Annotated in this window: 20 protein-coding genes; 12 read left to right on the top strand and 8 right to left on the bottom strand. The window is 62.3% G+C overall.

Features of this window, described 5'->3' with window-relative positions; all coding sequences use genetic code 11:
* Positions 1–142: 142 nt before the first annotated feature.
* From LZK81_RS18760 to hemN, 4 genes are all read left to right on the top strand, one after another.
* Positions 143–529, top strand: a complete 387-nt coding sequence (locus tag LZK81_RS18760; protein ID WP_233954227.1) for a hypothetical protein — start codon at positions 143–145, stop codon at positions 527–529.
* A gap of 306 nt (positions 530–835) precedes the next feature.
* Entirely contained in the window at positions 836–1363 is a 528-nt protein-coding gene (locus tag LZK81_RS18755; RefSeq protein WP_233954226.1) for a YcnI family protein, read from the top strand.
* A gap of 31 nt (positions 1364–1394) precedes the next feature.
* The gene (locus LZK81_RS18750; protein WP_233954225.1) at positions 1395–3011 is read left to right on the top strand and encodes a copper resistance CopC/CopD family protein; all 1617 of its coding nucleotides are present in this window, start codon (positions 1395–1397) and stop codon (positions 3009–3011) included.
* A 239-nt stretch (positions 3012–3250) separates the two neighbouring features.
* A complete protein-coding gene (gene hemN, locus LZK81_RS18745; protein ID WP_046611212.1) occupies positions 3251–4603 on the top strand; it encodes an oxygen-independent coproporphyrinogen III oxidase in 1353 nt (450 codons plus the stop codon).
* Between the two features lie 43 nt (positions 4604–4646).
* Here hemN and LZK81_RS18740 read toward each other — a convergent pair whose 3' ends face one another.
* The 8 genes from LZK81_RS18740 to LZK81_RS18705 all read right to left on the bottom strand — a co-directional run bounded on the left by LZK81_RS18740 (position 4647) and on the right by LZK81_RS18705 (position 11896).
* Entirely contained in the window at positions 4647–4922 is a 276-nt protein-coding gene (locus LZK81_RS18740; protein WP_046611213.1) for a DUF6522 family protein, read from the bottom strand.
* Positions 4923–5068: 146 nt separating this feature from the next.
* A complete protein-coding gene (locus LZK81_RS18735) occupies positions 5069–6127 on the bottom strand; it encodes an ABC transporter ATP-binding protein (protein ID WP_233954224.1) in 1059 nt (352 codons plus the stop codon).
* A 27-nt stretch (positions 6128–6154) separates the two neighbouring features.
* Positions 6155–7006 (bottom strand): carbohydrate ABC transporter permease, encoded by an 852-nt coding sequence (locus tag LZK81_RS18730; protein ID WP_046611215.1) that lies wholly within the window; start codon positions 7004–7006, stop codon positions 6155–6157.
* Positions 7006–7941 carry a carbohydrate ABC transporter permease gene (locus tag LZK81_RS18725; protein WP_233954223.1) on the bottom strand — a complete coding sequence of 312 codons (936 nt, stop codon included), beginning with the start codon at positions 7939–7941 and terminating at the stop codon, positions 7006–7008. The genes LZK81_RS18730 and LZK81_RS18725 overlap by 1 nt, the downstream gene beginning before the upstream one ends.
* The gene (locus LZK81_RS18720) at positions 7941–9272 is read right to left on the bottom strand and encodes an ABC transporter substrate-binding protein (RefSeq protein ID WP_233954222.1); all 1332 of its coding nucleotides are present in this window, start codon (positions 9270–9272) and stop codon (positions 7941–7943) included. Before LZK81_RS18720 ends, LZK81_RS18725 begins: the two co-directional genes overlap by 1 nt.
* A gap of 51 nt (positions 9273–9323) precedes the next feature.
* Positions 9324–10004 (bottom strand): GntR family transcriptional regulator, encoded by a 681-nt coding sequence (locus tag LZK81_RS18715; RefSeq protein WP_233954221.1) that lies wholly within the window; start codon positions 10002–10004, stop codon positions 9324–9326.
* Positions 10005–10009: 5 nt separating this feature from the next.
* Complete coding sequence (locus LZK81_RS18710) at positions 10010–10888, bottom strand: dihydrodipicolinate synthase family protein (protein ID WP_233954220.1); 879 nt, start codon at positions 10886–10888, stop codon at positions 10010–10012.
* A 267-nt stretch (positions 10889–11155) separates the two neighbouring features.
* Positions 11156–11896, bottom strand: a complete 741-nt coding sequence (locus tag LZK81_RS18705) for a hypothetical protein (RefSeq protein WP_052756893.1) — start codon at positions 11894–11896, stop codon at positions 11156–11158.
* A 252-nt stretch (positions 11897–12148) separates the two neighbouring features.
* On the opposite strand from LZK81_RS18705, the gene LZK81_RS18700 reads away from it, so the two are divergent.
* The 8 genes from LZK81_RS18700 to LZK81_RS18665 all read left to right on the top strand — a co-directional run bounded on the left by LZK81_RS18700 (position 12149) and on the right by LZK81_RS18665 (position 21398).
* A complete protein-coding gene (locus LZK81_RS18700; RefSeq protein WP_233954219.1) occupies positions 12149–13048 on the top strand; it encodes a dihydrodipicolinate synthase family protein in 900 nt (299 codons plus the stop codon).
* Positions 13049–13080: 32 nt separating this feature from the next.
* Complete coding sequence (locus tag LZK81_RS18695) at positions 13081–13764, top strand: GntR family transcriptional regulator (RefSeq protein ID WP_233954218.1); 684 nt, start codon at positions 13081–13083, stop codon at positions 13762–13764.
* Between the two features lie 218 nt (positions 13765–13982).
* Positions 13983–15077, top strand: a complete 1095-nt coding sequence (locus tag LZK81_RS18690) for an ABC transporter ATP-binding protein (RefSeq protein WP_233954217.1) — start codon at positions 13983–13985, stop codon at positions 15075–15077.
* A 30-nt stretch (positions 15078–15107) separates the two neighbouring features.
* On the top strand, positions 15108–16409 hold the full coding sequence (locus LZK81_RS18685) for an extracellular solute-binding protein (protein WP_233954216.1): 1302 nt from the start codon (positions 15108–15110) through the stop codon (positions 16407–16409).
* A 10-nt stretch (positions 16410–16419) separates the two neighbouring features.
* Entirely contained in the window at positions 16420–17322 is a 903-nt protein-coding gene (locus LZK81_RS18680; protein ID WP_233954215.1) for a carbohydrate ABC transporter permease, read from the top strand.
* Positions 17319–18251, top strand: a complete 933-nt coding sequence (locus tag LZK81_RS18675; protein ID WP_233954214.1) for a carbohydrate ABC transporter permease — start codon at positions 17319–17321, stop codon at positions 18249–18251. Before LZK81_RS18680 ends, LZK81_RS18675 begins: the two co-directional genes overlap by 4 nt.
* A gap of 43 nt (positions 18252–18294) precedes the next feature.
* Positions 18295–19413 (top strand): sialidase family protein, encoded by a 1119-nt coding sequence (locus LZK81_RS18670; protein WP_418936452.1) that lies wholly within the window; start codon positions 18295–18297, stop codon positions 19411–19413.
* 380 nt (positions 19414–19793) lie between these two features.
* A complete protein-coding gene (locus LZK81_RS18665) occupies positions 19794–21398 on the top strand; it encodes an ABC transporter substrate-binding protein (protein ID WP_418936451.1) in 1605 nt (534 codons plus the stop codon).
* Positions 21399–21439 lie beyond the last annotated feature (41 nt).

Raw genomic sequence — 21439 nt, 5'->3', positions numbered from 1 at the left:
CCTTGATCGCGACAGGCTGGCGAGTTGACGCGCATCAAAGAACGCTGTGGCGGAAGGGCGCATAGACAGACCTGACTGTGCCGTGCCAATAACGGATGTCCAGGCCGGACATCGGCGTCTGGCCGCAACTGATGAGGGGACCGTGAAGAACCGCAGAGCGCCCGCCTGGAGTGTCGTGTTCGCGTCGATCGCGGCCTACGCGCTCGTCGTGCAGATGGTGCTTGGCTCCGTCCTTCTCGGCTCAGCGGTTGCAGCTCCTGTCATCGATGATTTTGGAAACCCGCTTTGCATTACCCATGCCGGCGGTAGCGGCCAATCCGATCACAAGGACGGCCCAAAACTGCCCGAGTGCTGCACCCAGGCATGCAGCGTTCTCGCTCCGGTACTCGCACCGCAGTTTTCCGACAATTTTCTGAGCAACCGGCTGGAGGCCACCGCCACGCCGGTTCCGGCCGAAGCGGATACAGGTCCCTTCGAACGGCCCGAGACTTCTCCCGGAAATCCCCGCGCCCCGCCCCGGGCAGCCTGAAAGCTTGCCGCGCAAAACGTACACCATCTTGCGACACGGCATGCGAACCAAAGACTTGAAGCGCGGCTGGTGAATCCCAAGGATCGCAAGGCGCTCCAAGTCGGGCAGCCCTTTTTTCCGCAACTCGCTTCGGCCAAACGGCAATGACGCGGCAAAAGCCGTGTATCGCATCCCCGGCGGCCGGCGGGATCGGCGCAAGGGCGGGACACCGTTTCAAACCATCAATCCACCCCGGACCGGCGCCTTCCCGGCTGCTCGGCCCTGAAAATCAGGCCGTCCAACGCGCGGCCAAGCATGGAGATTCACATGTTGAAGACAATCACGACAACCGCCGCCATCCTCGTGGCCGGCAGCACCGCCGCTCTGGCGCATGTCACCCTGGAAGGAAAGGAAGCCCCCGTAGGTTCGACCTATAAGGCGGTGCTGCGCGTGCCGCATGGTTGCGAGGGCAAGCCGACGAATACCGTGCGCGTCCAGGTTCCGGAGGGCTTCTACGGCGTCAAGCCGCAGCCGAAGGCCGGCTGGACGCTCGACAAGGTCAAGGGTGCCTATGCCAAGGCCTATGACAACCACGGTTCTCCCGTCACCGAAGGGGTCAGGGAAGTGATCTGGAGCGGCGGCAGCCTCGGCGACGACGAATATGACGAGTTCGTCCTGCGGGGCACGATTGCGACTGATCTCAAAGCCGGCGACATGCTCTATTTCCCGGTGATCCAGGCGTGCCCTGAAGGCCTCAAGGAGCGCTGGATCGAAGTACCGGCCGCAGGTCAGAAGGCTTCGGACCTCGAACTTCCGGCTCCGGGCATCAAGCTTCTTCAGAAGACGGGCAACTAAACGATCCATGCACCTGGGAGCATGAAGGCCGATGACGCCGTTCCGCCGCAAGGCAATTTCACTGGCTGGCACTCTGCAGCGGTTCGTGTCTGCGATCCTGCTGTGGTCGGTCATGACGGCGGCGGCATCCGCCCATGCGTCCCTCAACACGACCGAGCCGCGCGACGGCTCGGTCGTGCCCATTGCGCCGCGCGTGATCGCTCTGACGTTCAGCGAGCCTGTCTCGCCGACCAGCCTCAAGCTCACGCGGCCGGACCGCAGTTCAGTCACTCTCAAAAGCTTCGTCCTGAAGGACAGGACGGTCGAGATTACCCCGCCGGACGACCTTTCGGACGGCAGCTATCTCCTATCCTGGCGGGTCGTTTCGGAAGATGGCCACCCGATCGGCGGCTCGGTCGTCTTCTCGATCGGGCAGCCAAACGCCAGCGCTCGGGGCGCTGCTGCCGATGTCGACTGGCCGGTCCGCGCCGGCCTCTGGATCGGCAAGGTCGCGCTTTATGTCGGTCTCTTCCTGGGCGTCGGCGGGGTGTTTGCCATCCACTGGTTCGCGGACGGCTCCGGGAAGGCGTTGAGGCCGGTGCTTGCCGCCCTCGGCGCCGGCTTTGCGGGCGCCCTGCTTTCGGCAGGCTTCCAGGGCCTCGATACGGTGGGCGAGCCTGTTTCGCGGCTCTTCGTGCCGACTGTCTGGAAGGCGGGAATGGTCACTAGCTTCTGGCCGACGGTCATTTTTGCGATCGCGGCCCTGGCGCTTGCAGGGCTCGCTCTGGCCAGCGGTCGGGGCAGGGACGCCCGCTGGATATCCATCTCGGCCCTCATAACGGCGGCATTTGCCCTCTGCCTCAGCGGGCACGCGAGTGCGGCAGACCCGCAATGGCTGATGCGACCGGCCGTTTTCCTGCATGTCGCGGCCATAGCGGTCTGGGCCGGCGCGCTGCTGCCGATCCTTGCCGAGTTCAGAAAAGGCGGAGAAGCGGCCGGCTCGGCATTGCACCGCTTCTCCCGCTTCATTCCATGGGCCGTCCTGGTCCTTGTCGTCGCCGGATGCGTGCTTGCCGTCGTCCAGGTCCGCACTCTCGCTGGGCTGGTTACCACGGCATACGGGATCGTATTCCTCGTCAAGCTCGGGCTGCTCGTCCTGCTGTTTGTCCTGGCAGCCGTCAACCGGTGGAAACTCACCTCCGGTTCGGAAAAAGGGGAGTCTGTAGCGATCCGCCAGCTGGTTCGTTCGATCGCTGCAGAGACCGTCATCCTGCTCCTCATCTTCGCGGTGGCTGCGATGTGGCGCTTCACGCCGCCTCCGCGCACCTTGATCGCCGACGTCCAGAGGAGTGCCGTGGTTCGCCTGCAGACCAGCAAGGTCGTGGCTGACGTCAAGATCACGCCGGACAGGGTCGGGGAGGTCGCGATATCCGCGGTCATCGCCAAAAGCGACCGGTCGCCGCTCGATCCTCAGGAGGTGACGGTCGTGCTGTCGAACCCCGGGGCGGAGATCGAGCCGATAAGGCGGAAGGCCGAGAAAGGCAAGGATGGCTGGACGGTGCCCGATATCGCGCTTCCCGTACCCGGGCGGTGGCGACTTCGCGTTGATGTAATCATCAGCGATTTTGAGATCACCAGGATGGAGGGCGAGATCGAAATCGCGCCTTGACCCCGCGCCAGCCGGATTTCCACGCACCCGAAATGCCGAAAACCTTCGGTTGGTGTTCGGCGGGAGCGAGTGGCCTGGCCGATCCCGGCCGCCTCGATGATTTAGCAGCTGCGCTTCGGAGGAAATTTGCGTCGGGACGAATATTTTGCAGAAAGAGGACGCTGTCGTTGATTTTGCACAAAGAGAGGCGGTCACCGGGCCGCTAATGCTTTCCGAAGAAAACTGGAAAGGAGCCCGACATGTCCGCAGCGATAATCGAGAAATATGGCGATGCACGGCTGCCGCGCTACACGAGCTATCCGACGGCTCCGAACTTCAGCGCGGATTTCGACGCCCTCGACTATCCGGCCTGGCTGAAGGCGTTGCCCCAAGGGCAGCCAACCTCGCTCTACATCCACATCCCCTTCTGTCGGTCGATGTGCTGGTATTGCGGCTGTCACACGACGATCACCGAGCGCGACAGGCCCATTCTCGACTATATCGAGATACTGCACCGGGAGATCGAGCTTCTGGCGTCCGCCAGGGACGACAGCTTCAGCGTCGGGGAAATCCACTTCGGCGGCGGCACGCCGACCATCATCAGGCCGGAGGAATTTATCGCGCTGATGAATGCGTTTCGCAACCGTCTCGGTTTCGCGGGCGTCGTCAATGCGGCGGTCGAAATCGATCCGCGAACCTTGACCGGCGAGATGGCGATGGCGCTCGGGGAGTCGGGCGTCACCCGCGCAAGCCTTGGCGTCCAGAGCTTCGATCCGAAGGTCCAGAAGGCGATCAACCGCGTTCAGAGCGTCGAGACGACGATGGATGCGGTCGGGCATCTTCGCGACAACGACATCAACGCGATCAACTTCGATCTCATCTACGGGCTGCCGTTTCAGACGGTCGAATCCTGTGTCGAGACCGTCGAAGCGGCCGTCAGCATGCGGCCGGACCGTCTTGCCGTCTTCGGTTACGCGCATATCCCGAGCTTCAAAAAGCACCAACGGCTCATCGACGAGGCGGCGCTTCCCGACGCGCGGGAGCGCGCGCTTCAGGCATCCGCGATATCGGACGCCCTGGTGGCGGCCGGTTATGTCAGAATCGGTCTCGATCATTTCGCGCTGCCCGGCGACGACCTCTCGCTTGCGCAGACCGAAGGTCGGCTGCACCGGAATTTCCAGGGGTACACGACGGATGCCTGCGAGGCGCTGATCGGGCTCGGCGCGTCCTCGATCGGCAGGTTGCCGCAGGGATATATCCAGAACGAGGTTCCCCCCGGCCTCTATGCGACCCGGGTGTCGAAAGGCGAACTGCCGGTCGCCAAGGGCTACCGCCTCACACCGGAGGATCGTTTGCGCGGCGACGTGATCGAAAGGCTGATGTGCGACTTTGCGGTAGACATCGCGGCGCTTGCCGCGGCGCACGGCTTCGATGCCGACCTTCTGCTGCGGGGCAACGATCGGCTCGATGAGCTTGAACGAGACGGCCTGATCGAGCGCCGGGGCGGGCATATCCGCGTCTCGGAGGATCACCGGTTCATCGTCAGAGCCGCAGCCTCTGCCTTCGATGCCTATCTGAACAAGAGCGGCAGGTCCTTCAGCAAGGCGGCATAGGGGGCATTCAGCCCGTTCGATCGCCGCATGGGCGGTATCGGCGTCACGATCCGCTAGATCGGCCTCTCCCACGAACGAAGGTCACGGCTTCGTTTTGAACCTCGCCTTCGTTGTTCAGGACGGCGCGCCACAGGCGGTTTCCGAGACGAACGCTCAGGCGGGACGTTCCGATGTCCTCAGCTTCGCCGCGCTCCACGGTACTCGTCACGAGACCTTGGCGGATTCTCTGCCGGAACTCATCGCGAGACAGCCCGAACCGACCGGCGATCTCGCCGGATTCCAGGATAAAGTCGCCGTTCGGGTCGCGTTCGATATGCATCGCTCTTCCTCAGGTCGATGACGTGGAGGCGAGGTTCGCTGTTCAACGCTTTCTACGTTCTACGACACTGATTGAAGTTGTGGAACGGTCTGACCGACAACGATTTCGTCGCAAGTGTGCCGGCGGTCATGGCGAGCCAGCCTTGCTCAGAGCCGGTGGCCCGTTGTTTTGTCGAAGAGGTGAACCTGTTTCGCGTCGATCGAAATGCCCACGGTGTCGCCGAACCTGACATCGATGCGCTCGCGGAAAAGGCAGGAGAGCTGCTCGCCACCGCAATCGAGCTTTGCAAAGATTTCCGAGCCGGTGCCTTCGACGATGGTCGCGCGGCCCTGGATGCCCTGGTCGCTGGCGCGGATGTGCTCCGGCCTGATGCCGTAGACGAGCGGGCGGCCACCCGCCTTGGCCGGAGACAAGTCGGCCGGGAGCGGCAGGATCAGCCCCTTGTCGGTGCGGAAAACGCCTTCCTCGATCTTGCCGTCCAGAAAGTTCATGGCCGGCGAGCCGATGAAGCCGGCAACGAAGAGGTTGGCTGGCCGGTCGTAGAGTTCCAGCGGAGCGCCGACCTGCTCGATATTGCCGTCATGCAATACGACGATCTTGTCGGCCATGGTCATGGCTTCGATCTGGTCGTGCGTCACGTAGATTGTCGTCGTGCCGATGCGCTGGTGCATGGCCTTGATCTCGCTGCGCATCACCACGCGCAGTTTCGCGTCGAGGTTCGAGAGGGGTTCGTCGAAAAGAAATACCTGCGGATTGCGGACGATCGCCCGGCCCATGGCGACGCGCTGGCGCTGGCCGCCGGAGAGCTGGCGCGGGTACCGGTCGAGCAGTTTTTCCAGGCCAAGGATCGCGGCCGCCTTCTTCACCCGCTCTGCGGTATCGGCGGGGTTCGCCCTCTTGAGCTTCAGCGCGAAGCCCATGTTGTCCTCCACCGTCATATGCGGATAGAGCGCGTAGTTCTGGAACACCATGGCAATGTCGCGGTCGCGGGCCGGCAGATTGCTGACCTCGCGTGCGCCGATGCGGATCTCGCCGCCGCTGACCTCTTCGAGCCCGGCGACCATGCGCAGCAGCGTGGATTTGCCGCAGCCCGAAGGGCCGACGAGAACGACGAATTCCCCGTCGGCGATATCGACGCTCAGGTCCTGGATGACGTTGACCGCGCCAAAGCGCTTCTGGATATTCTGGAGAGTGACGGTTGCCATGAAATTCGATCCTGTTTGTGAGCCTGCTCAGCCGCCCTTGACCGCGCCGGCCGTCAGGCCTGCGACGATCTGCTTCTGGGCGAACAGGGTGAGTACCAGCACGGGGAGGGTGACGATCAGCGCAGCCGCTGCGAGCGGCCCCCAGCTGACCTGTTCGAAGGAAAGCATGTTGTAGACGGCGACCGGCAGCGTTCGCGTCGTGCGGCTTGCGAGCACGATGCCGAAGACGAAGTTGTTCCAGGAGAAGATGAGCGCCAGGATGAAGGCGACCACGATGCCGGGCTTGGCGATCGGCAGCGCCACGAGGCGGAACACCTGCCAGGGCGTCGCACCGTCGATGCTGGCGGCCTCCTCGAGCTCCATCGGCGTCGTCTCGAAATAACCGATCATGATCCACACGACGATCGGCACGGTGACGACGAGATGGATGATGATCTGCGGCCAGAGCGTGCCGAGCAGGTTCAGCCACTGGAACAGCAGGAAGAGCGGAATGAGGAAGGAAAGGCCGGGCGTCATGCGGGCGATCATGATGACGATCGCTGCCTTCTCCGCCTTCAACCGGGCGATGCCGTATCCAGCCGGCACGCCGATGATGAGTGCCAGCAGCGTCGCGGCTCCCGTCACCAGCACGGAGTTCCAGAAGTACAGGAAGAAATTGTTCTCGCGGAACACCTGCACATAGTTCGACCAGGCGAAGTTTTCCGGGATGAGGATCGGCGGATAGGCGCCGTTGTCGATCTCGTATTTGAGCGACAGCGAGATCATCCAGAGGAAGAACAGCACGACCGGCGACACCATGACGAGGGCCGCGAACAGCAGGCCGATGCGATCGAGCGTCTTGCGTTTGACGAGCGGGCGTTTGAAGAGGGGGCGTTCCATCAGCGCGTCTCCATGTCCGACCAGTTCGTCCGTGCGCGGACCATCATCAGCACGAGGGAGAGTGCGACGATGATGACGAAGAAGACGACCGCCATCGCCGAGCCGTAGCCGATGTCGTAATAGGAGAAGGCGGTGTTGTAGAGGTAGATGTTGATCGTCTCGGACGCCGTGCCGGGCCCGCCTTGCGTCATCGCGTAGATGATGTCGAAGCTCTTGATCGCGTCGATCGCGCGGATGATGACGCCGATCATCAGGAAGGGCGCGATCATCGGAAGCGTCAGGTAGCGGAATTTCTGCCAGGGGTTGGCGCCGTCGATCTCCGCGCTTTCATAGGGTTCGCGTGGAAGCGAGGCGAGGCCGCCGAGCACGATCAGCATGATCAGCGGCGTCCATTGCCAGGTTTCGACGAGGACCAGCGAGGGGATGACGCTGTAACGGTTATAGATCCATTCCTGCGGGCCGATGCCGACCAGCGACAGTAGATAGTTGAGCACGCCGAGCTGCGGATGGAACATCATGGTCCAGACGAGTGCGATGGCGACCGGGGTCGCCATCATCGGCATGACGAAGACGCCGCGCAGGAAACCCCTCAGCGGAAATTGAGCATCGAAGATAAGTGCTGCGAGCGTGCCGAGAAACAGCGGCGCCACGACCGCCAGCACCGTGAAGATCAGCGTGTGCCAGAGCGATTCCCAGAAGCGGAAATCGGTCGCCAGCCGGATGTAGTTGTCCAGCCCGGCGAAGGTCTGCTCCTGTCCCAGCGTCCAGCTGTTCACGCTCATCCAGAGGGTGAACACCCACGGGAAGACGATGACCGCGCCGATGACGATGAGGGCGGGAACCACGAAAGGCCAATAATTGGGAGCAAGCCGGCTCGGCTTGCTCCTCTTATTATCGGTTTCCGTCCGTGCTGTTTCGATGCTCACGGAGGCCATTATCCCTCGCTCTTGGCAAGTACCGGTTCGAACTGTGCCGTTGCCGTCTTGAGTTCCGTTGCCGGGTCGGCACCGCCGATCATGTTGGTCAGGCCGACGCCGTAGATGTCGCGGAATTCCGTGACCGGGATGATGACCGGCAGTGCAAGCTGCGACACTTTGCCGGAAGCGGCAACCGCATCAACCCATGCGCTCGGCATGGTGACACCCTTGCGGACTTCCGCATCGGCGAGGATCGACTGGCGGAAGGGAACGCCGGCACCGGCCTGCAGCAGGCGTGCGCCCATCTCCTTCGAGATGACCCACTGGCAGAACAGGTAGGCCGCTTCCTTCTTCTGGCTGGCTGCGGTGACGCCGATGCCATCGCCGAAGGTGGCGGCCGCCTGCGCCTTCGGTCCCTTCGGCATGACGCCGTAGCCGACCTTGCCGACGACACGGGACTTCTGCGGGTCTTCGAGCGGCGGAGCAAAGCCGACGCCGTCCAGCCACATGCCGATCTTGCCCTGCAGGAAGGCAGACTGGGCTTCCGCCCAGTTGAAGCCGGAGACCCCGACGGGGGCCGCCTTGGTCATCAGGCGCTGGTAGAGTTTGGCTGCCTCGACCGCCTCGTCGGAGGTCGTGCGCAGCTTGCCGTCAGGCCCAAGCGCCGTCGCGCCATAGCCGAGCATCAGCGCCGTCCACACCGGAACGTTGGCGTTCTTCAAGCCGCGGGCGACGAAGCCGTAGGTATTGGTGGTCTTGTCGGTCAGCGCTTCCGCTGCCGCTGCCATTTCATCGAAGGTCTTCGGGTAGGCGAGGCCCTTCTTCTCGAAGAGTTCCTTGTTCCAGTAGACGATCCAGTAGTCGACCGAGAAGGGCAGGGAGCGCAGCTTGCCGTCCTTGTCCTTGGCAAAGGTGAGGCCGGCTTCGGCGAAATCGCTTTCGCTCAGCGACGGGTCGGTGAGCGTCGGATCCTTCAGGAAGCCGCTGATATCGGCAAGCCAGCCGCCTTTTTCGAACTGGCGCTTCTGGACGTGGTAGCTCAGGTGGATGACGTCGAAGCTCGGCTTGCCGGAGGAGAGCTCGATCGTCGCCTTCTGGCGCTGCTGCTGTTCCGGGGTCGCTTCGGCATTGACCTTGATACCGGTCAGGGCCTCGAACTCGGCCAGGTACTTGATGATGGTGTCGCTGCGCGGGCTTTTGACGAGGTTCACTTCCAGCGTGGTGCCGGCGAAGCGCTTCCAGTCGACGGCGGCCGAGGCCGGGCGCGAACCGACCAAACCGGCTGCGCCGAGCGCGGCCGAGCCGGCCAGGAAGCTGCGGCGGGTGGGCTTCCAGAACGAAGATGACATGCTATTTCCTCCTCCTAATGCGCCGGATACCCTTGTCTCCGGCTGCTTTTTTTAAAGTCTGATCGCGCGATCCCTCGCGTGATTGATATGGGCGACGAGTGCTGCGACCGCTTCCTCCACGGAGCGTCGCTCGATCGCTTCGAGCACTTTCAGATGCTCGTTCATGACGGGGCCGACCCGGCCGTCGATGCGGAACCGCTCCTGCCTGATCAGCCGCATCTTGATGGAATTCACCCGGTAGACGTTCGAAATGATCGTGTTGCCGAGCGCATCGATGAAGGCGTCGTGCATGCCCCAGTCGACCGCCTGCGCATGGAGTTCCAGCTCGCGGCTGTCATTGCCGCCCTGGATCGCCTGGACGATCTCGCGATGCTCCTTCAAAAGCCTGGCGACCGCCTGATCGGAGGCCGAGCGGGTGAACAGTGCAACGGCTTCCTTTTCCAGGAACAGGCGAAGCTGGAAGGCTTCACGGATGAGGTTGAGGTCGATATGGGCGATCTGCAGGCCGCGTTGCGGTACGGTCTTGATCAGCCCCTCGGCCTCGAGTCTCGGCACGAGTTCACGGATGGCGCCCAGCGTCAGGCCCGTCAATTCCACCAGCCTGCGTTGTGAGACGAACTGACCCGGGCGAACGTCACGCGCCAGAAGGTGGCGCGTGAAGCTCTCGTAGGCCTTCTCCCTCAGCGTCGGCTGCTCCTCGACCGAACTTTCCGTGGGGCGCGCCTGATCCATGGTCTTCAGGCCGCCTTCGAACGGAACAGGGTGTCGAAGGCCGACGCCAACAGGCGCTGACCCTCGTCAGTGATCGAAAGAAGCGGCGGCCGCACCGTCAGCCACGACGGGTCGTTCGAAAGATGGGCGATCATCGCCTTCACGGCCGGAGTCACGGGATAGTTCAGCAATTCGACGACGAGATCGACAATCCGCTGATCGTCCTCGCCATCGACCGCCATGCGCCGAACTTCGCGCGGGGCGAAATTGGCGACGCCGGAGATCGCGCCCTGTCCGCCGAGGCGTACGCCCTGGGCCAGATGCCGCTCGTCGCCGATCAGGATGATGAGGTCGCCATGTTCCTTGAGCAGCTTCTCGGTGAAGGCCCATTCGCCACCGGAATCCTTCACCCCGGTAACAATGCCGGGAAATGCCTGGCGAAGCCGGCCAATCAGCGCGTCGCTCAGCGGCACCATCGTGACCGACGGGATGTGGTAGACGATGATGTCACGGGCCTTGTCGCCCAGAAGCGCGAATACGGTGGAGAACCAGCCGAACAGGCCTTCGTCGCTGACATTCTTGAAATAGGAGGGCGGGGCCAGAAGAATGTTGCGCACACCCGCCGATAGGGCGTGTGCGGCCTGTTCAGCGGCGTCCCCGGCCGCATCGACGAGAACACCCGCAACGATCTGATGCGGCGCGACGCCGCCCGAAATCATGGAGGCGAGGACCCTTTCCCGTTCGCCATCATCGATCGAGGCGCCTTCACCGGTCGTGCCGAAAACCGTGACGCTGTCGCAGCCGGCATCGAGGCTGCGGCGAGCTTGGGCGACCATCGCGTCGAGCACGATCTTGCCGTCTTCGTCAAAAGGGGTCGCGAGTGCGACGGAGAGCCCGAAACGCATATTGGTTTATTTATCCTCCCAGTATTGTTCCAACATTTGCATACTGACATGTTAGAAATCAAGTAAGTAATTTGATTGGAGTTGAGGTGTGATTGGCTACTGTTCGTTGATGGATCCCAGCGGCGTTCGGTCTCTTCCCCGGAAAGGAGGTGGCTTGGCAGCGAGCCCTGCACCCCCCCGGCCGCGTCGAACACGCCTGCTTGCGCACCTCCCGTCCCGACATCGACGCCGACGAATTACGTCATCGCCAAATCCCTCGAGGTCGCGTCAGCTCAGGTCGAGGACGAACCGCTGTCCGCCCATGTTCACTTCGATCTTGCCCGGCTCGGCGACCGGGATCAGTCCGCACAACGTGCCCGTCGTCATCACCTGTCCGGCTTTGAGCATGGCGAAGGAGGAGAGCTGGTTCTGGTTCGCCAGCACGACCATCGTCTTCAGCGGGTCGCCATCGGCATGCGCCGCGGGCTTGTCGAAACCGACCTGTCCGTTGATGATAACCGACAACTGACCGATCGATGCGCCCTCATCCAGCAGGCTCCGGTCCAGCGGCGGGCCGAGGACATAACCGATATTGCTCATCATGTCGGCGGCGGCGAGGGCCGGATCGCCCCGGGAGCCGCCTTGGTAACGGCTGCGGAGAAGCTCCACGCCGATCCGCACCGAACCGATCGCGTCGACGATATCCTGGCGGGTCACCTTGCCCTCGCGGGCCACGACATCCTTGGTAAGCACGAAGGCCAGTTCCACTTCCAGCGAGATGCCCGGCTGGTGGGCATGGCCGGTTTCCTCATTGACAAACAGAAGCGGCGCGCTCTGGCAGAAATCGCCCTTCAGGGTGAGCTTTGCACCCTTGAACGGCTGTCCGAGCGCGCGAAACACTTCTGTCTGCACGGCATAGGCATCCGCCAGCGGCAGTCCGAGAAAGGGCTCCGGATCAAGCACGGTCCTCGACTGGATAGAATTGCGGATGGCACTCGCGAGGCGGGCGGGGAGGGTGTCGGCGGGCATGGCGTCAGTTTCCTTGATTTGAGGTGGAAGCCTTAGGGGCATTCACAATCAGTACCAATAGCCGAGCTTTCAGGCATCCCAATAAAATCAATCGATTTGGCACGCTTCAAAATATCCCGCCGGAAGTCGCACATCGGTTCCTCCATAGCCAATCCCGGGTCCAGCATGCCGCAGCCGGCGGCTGATGTAAATATATATTTGACGACTGATACCTACACTGATTATATCAGTCCTATAACGAGGAACCAGTTTATGTCGAATGCAGCGCTGAAGGGCATTGTCGCCGCCTCCGTCACGCCGGTGACGGCCGATTTTCGTATCGATACCCCCCGGCTGAAGGCGCATATCGACCGTCTCCTAGCAAATGGCTGCAGCTTCATTTCGACGTTCGGTACGACGGGCGAAGGCGCATCTTTTTCGACCGCTCAGAAGCTCGAAGCTCTTGGAATGCTGAAGGCGGGCGGTGTGGATATGGGCCGTCAGATGCCGGCGATCATGACAGCGAGTTTCGACGACGCGGTAACCTCGCTGATCGCCTATGGAGAGCTCGGCTGTCGCGCCGCGCTCGTCCTGCCGCCCTTCTATTACGGAGCGAGCGAGGACGGTATCGCGGCATTCTTCGATGCGCTGATCGAGCGGACCAAGGCGCATACGGCAATCGATCTCGTGCTCTACAACATCCCGCAGCTCAGCCGGGTCCGCTTCACGCAGTCGCTGATTGCGGCCCTTATGCTCAAGCATGGCAGCCGCATCGCCGGGATCAAGGATTCGACCGGGGATCTCGACAACGGCCTGATGCTGGTGAAGTCCTTCCCGGAACTTGCCGTCTTCACGGGCGACGACCGGGTTCTACCCACGCTCGTCAGGGCTGGAGGCGCCGGCATGATCGGCGGCATGCCGAACCTCTTTGCCAGCGACCTGAAGGCGCTTTACGACAATCCCGACGATGCCGGCATTCTGGAGAAGCAGTCGCGGCGCATTGAGGCAGTGGATGCTTACGGATCGCTCGTTGCCCTCAAGGCTGCCCTTGCTCATTATCGGAAAGACGAAAGTCTAGCATATGCGGTGCCGCCGCTGGTTGCTCTCAACCAGCGCGATCGTGCTATGCTCATTGAATTGTTTGAGCGGACGGGTTATCGCGCCGCTGCTTGACCCGCCCGGTGCATGCCGGCGATAGGAGACAGATGAGCGCACGTACTGCACCGCCCGGCACCGAACAGCCAGAACTTCGCTCGGTCAAGCAGATCGCCTACGAGCGGTTTCGCGAGGCGCTGTTCGATGGCCGGCTGCGGCCGGGTCAGTTCGTGTCCCAGCGGGAGCTGGTCGCTCTGCTCGGTCTTTCGATCGGCGCCCTGCGCGAACTCCTGCCGCGCCTGCAATATGAAGGCCTGCTGGTGGTCATGCCGCAGCGGGGCATCCAGATCACCCAGATCGACCTCTCGATCATCCGCCAGGCTTTCCAGGTGCGCATGGCGCTTGAACGTGAGGCCGTGCTGACCGCCGTCAGGCGGATGCCCGACGCTATCCTCGACGAGCAGGCCAAGCTTCACCAGTCGATCCTCGACGAGGTCCGCACTGCTCCCTCGCGAGATGTCTTCGAGCGCGGCCAGAAGGTCGACGACGGATTTCACAACCTTCTCATCGAGGCGACCCAGAACGACCTGCTGATCCAGGCCTATGCCGTCAACGCGATCCGCATGCGGCTCATCAAACTCGACAGAATCAGCCTTTCCGAGCAGGTCCTGCCGCCGGCCTTCGCCGATCATCTGGCGATCATCGACGCCATCAAATCCCGCGATCCGCATGCGGCGGGCGATGCCATCGACCGTCACATCATGCATGCCCGCGAGCGGGCGATCGAGCTCTGACGGTCCCACGTTTTATGTCTGACGGCCTGCCGGTTCGGCTGCGCCTGCTTCCGTAGGCGTAGGTCCCCAGGCGGGTCGTCGCTCTTGATGTATAACTGATCATATCAGTTTTCATAGAAGTTGTCGAACAACATGTTTACAGGTTCGAATTTTTGTTGCATGGTGAAGCTGTCAGGCATCTGGCGCTTTGGGAGAGGCAATTCAGGGGAGGACCGAGCTTGGCGCGTCTGGAGCTATCCAACGTTTCGAAAAGCTACGGGGCATTCGATGCCATCACGGACGTATCGCTTGCCATCGAGGACGGAGAGTTCGCGGTTTTCGTCGGCCCGTCCGGCTGCGGCAAGTCCACGCTGCTGCGTCTGATTGCGGGGCTTGACCCGATCAGCGACGGCGCGATCAGGATAGGCACGGATGACGTGACCCGCCGTCCGGCCGGCACGCGCAGCGTCGCCATGGTCTTTCAGTCCTACGCGCTCTACCCGCATATGACCGTTTACGACAACATTGCCTTTCCGCTGCAGATGGAGCGCCGTTCGAAGGGCGACATCCGGCAGCAGGTCGAGAAGGCTGCCAACACCGTACACCTCTCCACGCGGCTCAAGGACAAGCCGTCGAAGCTCTCCGGCGGCCAGCGGCAGCGCGTCGCGATCGCCCGGGCCATCGTCCGCAAGCCGAAAATCTTTCTGATGGACGAGCCGCTTTCCAATCTCGACGCCGCGCTGCGCATCGAGATGCGGACCGAACTCACCCAGCTCCACAAGGAGCTTGGCGCCACCATGGTTTATGTCACCCACGACCAGCTCGAGGCCATGACCATGGCCGACCGGATCGTGGTGCTGAACGGCGGACGGGTCGAGCAGGTCGGCAGGCCGATGGACCTCTATCATAAGCCGGTAAACCGTTTCGTCGCGGGCTTCATCGGCAGTCCGCCGATGAACATGCTGCGCGGCAAGGTGAAGGCGATCGAAAGCGAATACTATTCCTTTGAAGCCCCCGGTATCGGGACGATCGTCATCGACGGGCTGGCGCAGCGTCTCAAGGTCGGCGAGGAGGTCGTCCTTGGCATTCGTCCGGAATTCCTGGCGCCGCATCCGGCCGGCAGCGAGCCGCTGGTGAAGATCGGCACCGTGCCGCGATCGGTCGAGAGGCTGGGTGCCCAGACGATCGTCCACAGCGTCATCGAAGCCCAGAATTTCACCTGCATCTTCGCCGGCGACCAGATCGTCGAGCCGGGCCGGGAGCTGAACGTCTATTGCGATGCGGCGAACATCCACGTCTTCGATGCCGCCGGGACTACAGTCAGTCGGAAATAATCGTCGTCGATAAATCGGGAGGAGTTTACGATGAAAAACGATGTCATGCATGCCATGAAGCCCACACGCCGCGCATTTCTGTCAGGCACCGCTGCCGGCCTCGCCAGTCTGCCGATCCTGATGTCGGCTTCCGGCCGGGCGCTCGCGGCCGAGCAGCAGCTGGTTTTCTGGTCGCAGCTCGCAGGCAGCAAGAAAGCCGCCGGCGAAGCGCTCGAAGCCGCTTTCAAGACCGCACGTCCGGAAGTGGCGCTACAGTCCAGCCTCTATGCCGAACCGTCGCAGCTCAATGAAAAGATGCTGACGGCGATCAACGGCAATACCGGCCCGGACCTGATCGTTCAGCATTGGGACTACAACCTCACCTATGCTTCCGGCAAAAAGCTTGTCGAACTCGGCAAGGCGCTGCCAAACGTCAAGACGGCAGATCTCGACCCGTCGCTGCTCGCCTACGGCCGCGTCGATGGGGGCCAATATTCGATGCCGCTCTACGGCACCTCGCGCGGCCTTGGCATCAATCGCAAGCTCATCAGCGAAGCGGGCCTCAATCCGGACAAAGGGCCGCAGAACTGGGCCGAACTTCGCGAATGGGCAAAGGCTGTTACGAAGCGCCCGGGCGGCGGCATGCTGCAGGTCTCCGGCATCCAGCTCTACCAGAACGACCTCGAGGCCTTCGAACTCTTCACACTGCTGCTGCAGGGGGCGGGCGGATCGCTGCTGACGGCGGATCTGTCGGCGCCGGGCTTTGCCGGTCCGGAAGGCGTCAAGGCGCTGACCTTCCTGCAAGACCTCGTCGTCACGGACAAGATTACCGATGCGGGCTTCGGCGTCGGGCCCGGCGGCATGGCGAACCCGTTCAACCAGCAACGCGCTGCGATGCTGGTCGCGGGCAACTATTCGACCAACAACGCGCTGAAGGCCGGCGTCGAGTTCGACGTCGTTCCCTTCCCGAAGGAGAGCGGTGGGTTCACATCGCTTGTCGACCCCTTCTGCTTCGCCGTCCGGGCAGGGGCGCCGAACCAGGAAGCGGCCCTCAAGCTCGTCGAGTTTGCGATGTCGCCGGAACAGCAGGTCGCCTTCGCGGTCGCCAGCAAGAACGTGCCAGCCCTGAAGTCCGCCCAGCAGAACAAGGATGTGCAGGCCGACCCCTACCTCTCCAAGTTCATCAAGACCGCGAGCTACGCCCCGCCGACCGCGCCGGCAACGCCGGTATTCCCCCGCATGATGTCGCTCGTTGCGCGTGGCGTTCAGGAAGTCATCTTCCAGAAGAACACGCCCGACAAGGCGCTGAAGGCGGCCGCGGACGAAGTGCAGACATTGCTGAAAAAGGGCTGAGGACCAGGGTATGGCGCTTCGGAACTCGACATCCGGACCGATCAAAACGGTCAGTTTCCATCAGAACTGGAGCGCCTACGCATTTCTCGCACCCGCGCTCGTCATTCTGTTCCTGTCGCTTCTCCTGCCGGCGGTGGCGACGCTTTTGATGAGCTTTACCGACGTCTCGTTCCTGAAGCCGACGAGTTTCGTCGGCTTCGACAACTATATCAAGCTGTTCAATGACACGCGCTTCCAGCAGGCGGTCGGCAATACGATCCATTATACGGTCGGCGTGACCTTCCCGACCATGGTGCTCGGCCTGCTGGCCGCGGTCGCCCTCAATCAAAAAGTGCCGGGACGGATGGCTTTCCGGACGATCTTCTACCTGCCGGTTCTGACCTCGCTGATCGCGGCCGCCGTCGTCTGGGCCTATGTCTACGAGCCCTATGCCGGGCCGCTGAACGGTGTCCTGACCCGGGTCGGCCTGCCGCCGCAGCCGTGGCTTCAGAACCCCAGCCTTGCAATGAATTCGCTGATCATCATGGCGATCTGGCGCGATTTCGGCACCGCGATGATCATCTATCTGGCGGGCCTTCAGGATATCCCGAACGACCTCTACGAGGCGGCGCGTCTCGATGGGGCCAAGGGCAAGGACATCTTCCTGCGCATCACCGTGCCGATGCTGAGTTCCGTCACCTTCTACCTGCTGATCATCCTGATCGTGCAGACCTTCCAGGTGTTCGGCGCGATCTACGTGATGACGCAGGGCGGGCCGCTCGGCTCGACGGAAACGGTCGTCTACCAGATGTACCAGACGGCCTTCGGCTATACCGAGTTCGGTTATAGCGCGGCCATGTCGACCATACTCTTCCTGACCATCCTGGCATTCTCGATCATCGGGACCCGGATCATGCGGAGGAAAGACGCGTGACCGATCTTGCACAACCCGCAGCGATGGAACGACAGATCGCGTCCCGCGGTCGGAGACGGGAATTCCCGCGCTTCGACGTGATGAACGTCATCGGTTACCTGCTGCTGCTGTTTGCAGCGCTCGCCACCGTGATGCCCTTCCTCTGGATGGTCTCGACCTCGTTCAAGGGCGACCAGGAAATCTTCCGGTTTCCGCCGAGTTTCGTTCCGGACGGTCTGCGATGGCAGAACTACCTTGATGCCATGGCCTCGCCGGATGCCGGCCGGCAGCTGGTGAACAGCCTGATCTACGCGCTGGGCTCGACGGTTTCGAACCTCATCTTCTGCTCGCTGGCGGGTTACGCGCTTGCCCGCATGCAGTTTTCCGGCCGCAACCTGATCTTCGCGCTGGTCGTCGGCCTGCTGATGGTGCCGGCGCAGAGCCAGATCGTGCCGGTCTTCCTGATCGTCCAGAAGATCCCGTTTGCCGGCGGCAACGACTGGCTCGGCAATGGCGGCACCGGCCTGCTCAACACCTATTGGGGCATGATCCTGCCGACCGCCGCAACCCCGTTCGGCATCTTCATGATGCGGCAGTTCTTCACCCGCATCCCGATGGAATACGAGGAGTCCGCCAAGCTGGACGGCGCTTCGCCGTTCACGATCTTCCGGCGCATCCTGCTGCCGCTGGCCCGGCCGTCGCTCGCCGTGCTGGGCGTGCTCAGCTTCCAGAGCGCCTGGAACGACTTCGTCTGGCCGCTGATCCTCAACTCGCACCGGGAGATGGCCACCCTGCAGATCGGCCTGCAGCTCCTGCAGAGCGGACCGGATGCGCGCTGGAACGTCGTCATGGCGATGGCGACCCTCATCACCCTGCCGGTCATCATCGTCTACCTTCTGGCGCAGCGACACGTGATCGACGGCGCCGTGACCAGCGGCGTCAAGGGCTGATCATCGATAGTGAAATGAATGAGCCGCCTCGGCGGCAAGGAGGATGCCTGTGATCACGTCAGATGCGATCAAGAATGTCGAAGTCTACCGCAAACCCGACGAATTTGCTGCATGGCCGGCCAATTACGGCCTCTGGCTCTGGGGTGGTGAGGCGGTGACGATCTTTGTCCAGGGGTTTCGCGGCGAGGCGGAGAACCTGCATGCGCGCGACAAGACCAGGCCGTTCATTCCGGTGCAGGCCCGTAGCATGGATGGCGGCGAGACCTGGACGATCGAGCGGTTCAACGCCTTCGTACCCGGCAGCCAGACGCTTTCGGGTGACGAACATGTGCTTCCGGAACTCGAGGCCCAGCCGAAGATCGACATCGAACGGGACCTTCGCCCGCTCGACCAGCCGATCGATTTCACCGATCCTGAAACCATCGTCATGTGCGCCCGCACCGGCCTGCTGGGCGGTGCGATCAGCTGGTTCTATGTCAGCAACGACCGGGCGAGGACGTGGCGCGGTCCCTACCGGCTCGGCGATTTCGGCCTGCCTGGCATTTCGGCGCGCACCGACATCGTGCCGCTCGGCAAGCATGACGCGCTCTTCCTGCTGAGTGCCGCCAAGCCGAACGGCAAGGAAGGCCAGGTCTTCTGCGTTCGCACCCGCGATGGCGGCAAGAGCTTCAGTTTCGAGAGCTTCGTCGGGGAGGAGCCGGAAGGTTTTGCGATCATGCCGGCGTCGATCCGGCTCAAGGACGGCAAGGTGCTGACGCTGGCGCGATGCTCGACGGCAAGTCGCGGCCCGGACCGCAAGGCCTGGATCGAGGCCTATACCTCCGGCGACGAGGGAAAGAGCTGGGAATTGATCGGCCGGCCGGTGCCGAATACCGGTTACGCCGGCAATCCGCCGACGATCAACCGGTTGAAGGACGGTCGGCTGGCGCTGGTGTTCGGTTATCGCGATGCGCCCTATGGCCTGCGTGCCCGGGTCAGTTCCGACGAGGGCAAGACCTGGAGCGAGGACATCATCATCCGCGACGACGGCGGCATGTCCGATCTCGGCTATCCACGCACGGTCGTGCGGCCGGATGGGAAACTGCTGAGCGTCTACTATTACAATTACGGCAGCGATCAGGAACGCTTCATCGGCGCATCGATTTTCGACATGGCCGGCTGATCAGCCGCGCGGCTCAGGCCGGCGACTGGCTGGGCAATCGCATATGGGATGCGCGGCGGCGCAGCATTCTTAACCCTCCCCCTTGTGGGGAGGGTGGCCGGCAGGCGGGAGGGGGTTTGATCCGGGGCGAAGATCCCCTCCCCAACCCCTCCCCACAAGGGGGAGGGGCTCCACGCGCCGCCATACATCCTCATATGCGATTATCCTCCTGTGCTTCAGAAATCAGATTCCGAAACATGTCTGGTGCTTGTTCGCGGCGACTTCGCAAGGAGTCGGTGAAGGCGGCATTTCGGATTGACAGGTGTCGTAAGACATCATATCTCTTGGATCGCAATTATCTATCTGCCGGGAGGAGACCGGCAATCCAAGGGAGGACGGCCATGACGCCGCTATCGAGAATAATGGGACCTGTATTGCTCGGTTCCACTCTGTTTTTCCAGCCTGCCTATGCCGAAACCCCGCCCAATATGCTGGTCGTCGGCTTCTCGATGACCAATATCCTGACGCTCGATCCCGCTGCCATCACTGGCAAGGAGACCGTACAGGTTCTCACAAACATATATGATAACCTTGTGGCGCTCGATGCCGTCAATCGCGCCCAGGTCAATCCGCAGCTGGCGGAAAGCTGGACGGTCGCCGACGACAACGGCTCGATCACCTTCAAGCTGCGCAAGGGGGCGACCTTCGCTTCCGGAAACCCGGTCACTTCGGCGGACGTGGTCTGGTCCTTCAAGCGGTTGATGAAGCTCAACCTGGCGCAGGCCTCATTCCTGAAGACCCACGGCTTCTCCGCCGCCAATGCCGATGCAAGCTTCACCGCTCCGGACGACGGCACTGTTGTCATCAAGCTGCCGAAGAAGGTCGACCCGCAGGTCATCGTGCAGACGCTCGGCATTGTCGGCCCAGGCTCCATCCTCGACATGAAGGCGGTCACGGAGCACGACAAGAACGGCGACATGGGCGCCGCCTGGCTCACCAACAATTCCGCCGGCTCCGGTCCGTTCACGCTCGGCCAGTGGCAGTCGAACGAGCGCGTCACGCTCGAGCAGAACCCGAAATACTGGGGCGAGAAGCCGGCCATGCGCCGGATCATGATGCGCCATCTGGCGGAATCGCAGAGCCAGCGGCTGATGCTCGAAAAGGGCGATATCGACATCGCCTTTTCCATGTCGGCGGCTGACCTGAAGGCGCTCGAGAGCAGCAAGGATGTCAAGATCCAGACGAATGGCGGCAGCGGCTTCTATTATCTGGCCGTTTCCATGAAGGATGAGAAGTTCCAGAAGCCGAAGGTTCGCGAGGCGCTGCGTTATCTCATCGACTACCAGGGCTTGAACGACAGCGTGCTGCCCTATTTCGGCAAGCTGCGCGATCGTCCCGTTCCGGCGGGCATTTTCGGCGCCTTGCCGAATGCGGGCTACAAGCTCGACATCGCAAAGGCCAAGGCACTCCTTGCCGAAGCCGGTTATCCGAACGGCTTTTCGACCACGCTGCGCGCCATTTCCGACGTGCCGTTCATGAGCCTTGCGACCGCCATCCAGGCGACGCTGGCGCAGGCCGGCATCAAGGCCGAGATCGTCACCGGTTCCGGCGACCAGATCTACGGCGCGATGCGCGAACGCAAATATGAGCTTCTGGTCGGTCGCGGCGGCGGCGGCCAGTTGCCGCATCCGGACTCGAACTTCCGCGCCATCGTCTACAATCCCAACAATGCGGATGAGGCGAAGCTGACGAATTTCCAGGGCTGGCGCACGTCCTTCTATGATGAGAAGATCAACAAGATGATCGATGACGCTCTCGTCGAAGGCAACAAGGACAAGCAGATCAAGGAATATCAGGATATCCAGACCTATTATGCGGATATGGTGCCGCCGATTCAGCCATTCTCCGAAGTGGTCGATAGCGTCGGCTTCCGGGCCGACATCAAGGGTCTCGAGCTGAACCCGTCCTGGTCCACCCAGCTTCGCACCGTCAAGAAAGAACGATAATCCTCGGCTGCCGCGGCGTGGGCCTCGTGGTCTGGCCGCGC

This window comes from Neorhizobium galegae (assembly GCF_021391675.1).
GTDB lineage: Bacteria > Pseudomonadota > Alphaproteobacteria > Rhizobiales > Rhizobiaceae > Neorhizobium > Neorhizobium galegae_B.
The sequence above is the reverse complement of the archived record's forward strand: the minus strand, read 5'-3'. Positions and strand labels throughout refer to the sequence as shown.